The sequence below is a fragment of the Streptomyces sp. NPDC059456 genome (assembly GCF_042750055.1).
GTDB lineage: Bacteria > Actinomycetota > Actinomycetes > Streptomycetales > Streptomycetaceae > Streptomyces.
The window spans coordinates 1-3786 of record NZ_JBHYVA010000771.1; the positions used below are offsets into that span (position 1 = coordinate 1).

General features: G+C 72.2%; 5 protein-coding genes and 1 pseudogene. 2 read left to right on the forward strand and 4 right to left on the reverse strand.

The window, feature by feature from the left end; all coding sequences use genetic code 11:
- Window positions 1-272: DUF1304 domain-containing protein (locus tag ACFXA3_RS38150; RefSeq protein ID WP_385195192.1), on the reverse strand; the 272-nt coding region annotated here is incomplete at its 3' end.
- Between the two features lie 88 nt (window positions 273-360).
- Here ACFXA3_RS38150 and ACFXA3_RS38155 point away from each other — a divergent pair.
- Complete coding sequence (locus tag ACFXA3_RS38155; RefSeq protein ID WP_385195194.1) at window positions 361-1359, forward strand: BtrH N-terminal domain-containing protein; 999 nt, start codon at window positions 361-363, stop codon at window positions 1357-1359.
- 68 nt (window positions 1360-1427) lie between these two features.
- On the opposite strand, the gene ACFXA3_RS38160 is transcribed toward ACFXA3_RS38155, so the two are convergent.
- From ACFXA3_RS38160 to ACFXA3_RS38170, 3 genes are all read right to left on the reverse strand, one after another.
- Window positions 1428-1640, reverse strand: a complete 213-nt coding sequence (locus ACFXA3_RS38160; protein WP_385195196.1) for a ferredoxin — start codon at window positions 1638-1640, stop codon at window positions 1428-1430.
- Window positions 1641-1645: 5 nt separating this feature from the next.
- Window positions 1646-2833 (reverse strand): cytochrome P450, encoded by a 1188-nt coding sequence (locus ACFXA3_RS38165; protein ID WP_385195198.1) that lies wholly within the window; start codon window positions 2831-2833, stop codon window positions 1646-1648.
- Between the two features lie 137 nt (window positions 2834-2970).
- On the reverse strand, window positions 2971-3309 hold the full coding sequence (locus ACFXA3_RS38170) for a thioredoxin family protein (RefSeq protein WP_385195200.1): 339 nt from the start codon (window positions 3307-3309) through the stop codon (window positions 2971-2973).
- Between the two features lie 297 nt (window positions 3310-3606).
- Here ACFXA3_RS38170 and ACFXA3_RS38175 point away from each other — a divergent pair.
- Window positions 3607-3786: pseudogene (locus ACFXA3_RS38175) on the forward strand (hypothetical protein); the annotation flags it as partial.

Below are 3786 nucleotides of genomic sequence, written 5' to 3' on the forward strand. Positions count from 1 at the left end.
GCCCCGTACAGCCCGGCGACGATCACGCAGACGAGGAAGAAGATCTGTGTGGCGAGCGAGTCGATGACCAGCGACCAGACGAGTCCGGCGGCCAGGAAGCCGTTGTAGAGGCCCTGGTTGGCGGCGAGCGGTGCGGTGCGGCGCGCGAGCTCCTCGTCGAAGCCCGACAGGGCCCGGCCGGGCGGCCGCTGCCACAGGAACATCTCCAGCACCAGGAAGTACACGTGCAGAGCGCCGACGACGCCGATGAGGACCTGAGCGACCGTGTGCACGGGGCAACCTCCCTAGACCTGATTTCCTGGACAACTGTACAGGAAGTCGCCGTCGGGTCCATGGAGTGTGCACGGATAGGCTGATCGCATGACTGTGCTCGTGTACGAAGACTTCGGGACCGGACGCCACCGCGAGGCCTCCCTGATCCGCCACGCCCTGGGCAGCGCCCACGACGAGGAGCTGATCGCGGGCCTGGCCGGCGGGATCGGCTTCATGTACTTCGTGTTCGAGTACGCCGGCCGGGCGCCCATCGCGACGATCGTCGCGCAGGCCCATCCCGAGCCCTGGGTGCAGGTCGCGCTGCGGCGCCTGCACATCCCCTACGACGCCACGCGCGCCACCAAGCCCCGCTGGGGCAGGGTGCGTGCCGCGCTCGACGGCGGTCAGCCCGCCTTCTGCGTCGTCGACCGGTCCTCGCTGCCCTGGCACGAGGCCGACGCCGACGCCGAGCTGACGGGCGCCGACCCGCACACCGTCGTCATCGCCGGGTACGACGGCGACGACCTGCTGATCGAGGACGGCGCAAAGGCCCCGTACCGGATCGACCGCGAGGAGTTCGGTGCGGCGTGGACCGCGCACCGCAAGGGCCGCCACCAGCTGATCGTGCCCACCGGGCCGCCCGAGGACGAGCCGGACGTGGAGGGGGCGATCGCCGCGACCGCCGCCCGCCTCACCGGGCCGGTGCTCGGCAACCACTTCGACGTCAACTTCGGTTTCACCGGCATGGAGAAGCTGGCCGCGCAGCTGCGCGACCGGACCGCCGCGACGGGCTGGGAACGCCGCTTCGGCGGCTCCGCGGAGCTCTTCCGCGCCGGCACCGGACGGCTGTACGCCTGCCTGGAGGAGGAGTGGACCGCCCCGGGCGCCACCCGGCCGCTGTACGCCGACTTCCTCGACCTCGCCGGACGGCCGGAGGCGGCCGCCCTCCTGCGGGACTCCGCCCGGCACTGGTCACGCCTCGCGGACCTGGCCCGTACGGCCGAGCCGGACGCCGACGCGGCCCGGCGGCGGACCCTGTTCGACGAGTGCGCCGAACAGGTGGACCGCTCGCTGGAGCTGGAGCGCCGGGCCGTCGCCCTGTTCTGAGCCGTACGGGCTCCCGCGCGGCGGTGGCGGACGGCGGCTCCGCCCGCGCCGCTGCTCCGCCCGCGCCGCTACTCCGTCGGTGCCTCCCGGATGCTGATGGCGGCGACCGGGCAGGCGCGGGCGGCCTCGCGCAGCAGTGGGCTGCCGTTGCCGTCCTCCCGGCCCGGGAGCACCTGGCTGAAGCCGTCGTCGTCCTGCGTGAACACGTCCGGCGCCGTCAGGGCACACTGCCCGGCGCCGATGCAGACGGCCGTGTCGATGTCGATGCGCTGTGGCGACATGCCCCTCACCATGCCACGGGGAGTTCGACCATGCCCTGAATGGTGTCGCCGGGTCGGAACGGGATGCGGTCCGGGTCGGCGGCCAGCCGCAGTCCGGGCAGCCGCTCGAACAGCGTCCCCAGGGCGATCTCCATCTCGGCCCGGGCCAGGTTCTGCCCGAGGCACTGGTGGATGCCGAAACCGAACGCGACGTGGTGGCGGGCGGAGCGGTGCCAGTCCAGTGCGTCCGGCTCCTCGAACACCGCCGCGTCCCGGTTGATCACGGAGGTGGAGAAGACCACCCCGTCGTCCGCGCGGATGGTCTCCCCGCCGACCTCGATGTCCTCGGTGGCCACCCGGAGCATCCCGTCCGCGATCGACAGGAACCGCATCAGCTCCTCCACCGCCACCGTGATCAGCGAGGGGTCGGCGCGCAGCTCGGCCAGCTGCTCCGGGTGACGCAGCAGGGTGAACGTACCGAGCGAGATCATGTTCGCGGTGGTCTCGTGGCCCGCGACCAGCAGGATCGCGGCCAGGGAGACCAGCTCCTCGACATCGGTCCCACCGGTCTCCAGGCGGGTGGCGATGAGCTCGTCCAGCAGCCCGTCGCCCCGGTCGGTGCGCTTGCGTTCGATCAGATCGGCCAGGTAGCCGTTGATCCGGTCCCGGGCGTCCTCCACGTCGGCGAGCTCCGGCCCGCGCAACAGCCGCCGCGACTCGGCCTCGAAGAACTCGTGGTCCGCGTACGGGACTCCGAGCAGGGAGCAGATCACCATCGAGGGGACGGGCAGGGCGAAGTCGTTGACCAGTTCGGCCCGCGGGCCCCGGGCGACCATCTCGTCGATCAGCCGGTCCACGGTCTCCTGGATGGCGGGCCGCAGGGCCGCGGTCCGCTTGAGGGTGAAGCTCGGGATGAGCATCCGGCGCTGGGCGTTGTGCTCGGGGTCGTCGACGCCGAGCAGCGCCGTGCGGCGGTTCTGCAGCCCCTTGAACCGCTTCGTGGGAGAGGGGAAGGCCTCGTTGCGCCGGTCGGACGACAGGCGTCCGTCGGAGAGCAGGGCGCGGGCCTCGGCGTGGCCGGTGACCACCCAGACCGAGCGGCCGTCGAAGAGGGTGACCCGGGAGAGCGGCTTGCCCTCACGGAGCGGATCGTAGGCGGCCGGCGGGTGGTAGGGGCAGGTTCGGTCCTGGGGGAAGGCAACGGTCTCTGACATGCAGCACCTCGTAAGCATGGTTCCGTGGGTCCGTCTCGCCGGAATCCATTACATGCCCTAGGCACCTATCTGACCTATGCCAGTTTCGGCCAGATAGCCCACTTTGGACCCGGGCGGCCCACGGGCCGCCGGAGCGCTCAGAGATGGGCCTCCAGGAACTCCCGGAGCTCCGCGCGGCTCATCGCCCCGGCGTGGCTCGCCACGGCGGCGCCCTCCTTCACGAGGACCACGGTGGGCGCCCCGGCCACCTCGAAACGCCTGGTCGGCCCGGGGCAGCGGGTCATGTCGGTGCGGACGGCGGTCAGCCGCGGGCCGTACTCCTCGGCCGCCTCGGCCACGAGCGCGTCCATCGCCCGGCAGGGCTCCAGGGCCTTGGGCCACGTCCCGACGAAGTAGGCGAGAACCGGCCCCTCGGCCATCCCGAGGATGAAGTCGAACTCCTGGTTCTCCAGTGGCTGGTGTACCCGACGTGCCATGGGCGGTGCTCCTGCTTCGTGTACCGGGTGGTCCGTACTGATCCGTACGCGGGTCCCCATCATCGCCGCCGGCTCCGCCGGCCCCGAATTCCCGGCCGGCCCGGGTGTTTCCGCCAAGGGTCCGGGCCGTTTTCCGGGGGTTGCGGCGGGCCGCTTCGGGCGATGCGCCAGGGCGGTTCGCGCAGCCTGGGGCAGATGCAGGTCTTCCTGTATGTTGCGCACGGCATTTTCGCCACCAGGGGGCCGGTCACCTTGCATCTGCGAGGTGGTGGATCGGCATGTCGGGAGGGGTCGTCCATGGAACGTCACCGGAACCTGCGCGGAGCGGGTCTCGCGCTCGCGGCGGGTGCGCTGGTCCTCGCGGGCTGCGGGCCGTCGGCGGACACGAAGGCGGATGCGGCCGCCCCCGCCCCTGCCCCGGCCGCGGCCGCCGCCTCCGGCGCCGCGGCGGCGAAGCCCACCGGTGCCCCCCTGAAA